This window comes from Hominisplanchenecus murintestinalis (genome assembly GCF_943193015.1).
Taxonomy (GTDB): Bacteria; Bacillota; Clostridia; order Lachnospirales; family Lachnospiraceae; genus Hominisplanchenecus_A; species Hominisplanchenecus_A murintestinalis.
The window spans coordinates 1-1,586 of sequence record NZ_CALPCM010000114.1 but is presented as its reverse complement, the minus strand read 5'-3'; the positions used below and the strand labels follow the sequence as shown (position 1 = coordinate 1,586).

The following is a 1,586-nucleotide window of genomic DNA, read 5'->3' as shown; positions in this document are numbered from 1 at the left end:
ACTCAAACTTCCCACATTAAAAATGGGATTTGCTCCCTGAAAAATCAATACTTTAGCTCACAAAATAGCGCTCAGGCAGCCGCTGAACTGCACTCCAATGCTTTTTGCATGTACTTCGGCAGTCTCTGAACAAAGCTGGCAGTGAATTCCTCAAGCTGCTGTTCTGTGATGTGGAAATATTCCATAACGGCATCCATTAGTGCGTCCATGATAATCCTCATGGATTGATTGAAAGTGATGTCATCCAGTTCATCCATGAGACGGAAAAACAGTTCACATATCGTTTTGTCATCGGTATTGCATCGCTGTGTAACTGCAAGCATCATATATCGTGCAAAGACAATGGATACATGAGCAGTCAAAGCATCATAGGACAGGCTCCGGCACTCCTTTACCAGATGCAGATAGGATTTGCAGGTTTTGAAAAACACCTCTATATCCCAGCGTTTCCCATAGATACGGATGATTTCTTCCGCTGAGATAGCTGTGTCCGTGCTGATGATGGCAAGCCAGTCTTTTTTCTTGCTTTTGTTCCGGACACAGACGATTTTTGCCGGAATTGCCTCATCACCAACGGTTACGTCAACAGAAAGCAGGTACTTGGAGCGGCCCCTGCGTTTTTTACACTGTTTATAGATTTCTTTGATGTTGTATCTGCCATCCTGATAGCCATATTTGATTTTACTGCTTTTCTTAACCATTGCGATTGTGTCTAATTTGCAGTCTGTCTTTAATGCGCTAATGGTCTTCGGTGATGAAAACCAACTGTCGAACAGCACATATTTTGCAGAAACGCCAGATGATTGTGCTGCTTTGATCAGGTCAATCAAGACTTCTGTTGCCTTTCGTCTGGATTCTTTCCGCCTTTTCCCGGCAAGAGAACGTCCATCGAAGTTTGCGGCTTTGCAGAGCAGATTTTTATCGTCGGCTGCCGACAGAAGACGATGGTTGATCGGAACAAAGGAGTTGCCATCGGACCATCCAAGTGTCAGCATACGGTAACCTTTCTTGTACTTCATAGAGCAGTGGTCGAAGACTTTCGCCAGAAGTTCCGTTTTATTTGAACGGGAACGGTCAAACAGGCTGTCATCAATAATGAAGACATCTTTGCGGCTCTCATCCGTAAGCGGCTTCATGAAATCGTTAATGATCCGGCTTGAAAGCAGGGTTGTGAACCGAAACCAGTTAATCTTCGCATTATTGAGGAAGCGATAAACGGTGTTCTTGCAGAATGAACCATCAAATATGCCTGTTTTCCGCTGCATATACATGCTTCTATCCGAGAAAATGAGACAGAACAGGTATCGAAACACTTCGATTACCGGAATCCCTTTTGCTTTTCCGGCATTACATTTGAAAAGAAGTTTCCCAATTTGGAATTGGGTCATAAAATTTGTGACAGAGTTAGAAATCTCATTCCCGTTTTCAGCATTATATGGTATACTTGACATGGCATAAATCTCCTTGCTGTGTGATTGTTATTCGCAATTCAATTATACCATCAAGTGCAGGTTTGTGCCTTTTTTATAGACTAAAGTATTGATTTTTCAAGGTTCAGCACACCAATCGGTGTGGGAAGTTTGAGT

1 protein-coding gene is annotated in these 1,586 nt (G+C 42.8%); it reads right to left on the bottom strand.

Translation table 11 applies throughout. The features are described from left to right. Positions 1–71: 71 nt before the first annotated feature. Entirely contained in the window at positions 72–1,451 is a 1,380-nt protein-coding gene (locus tag NFR99_RS15210) for an IS4 family transposase (protein ID WP_135977058.1), read from the bottom strand. Positions 1,452–1,586 lie beyond the last annotated feature (135 nt).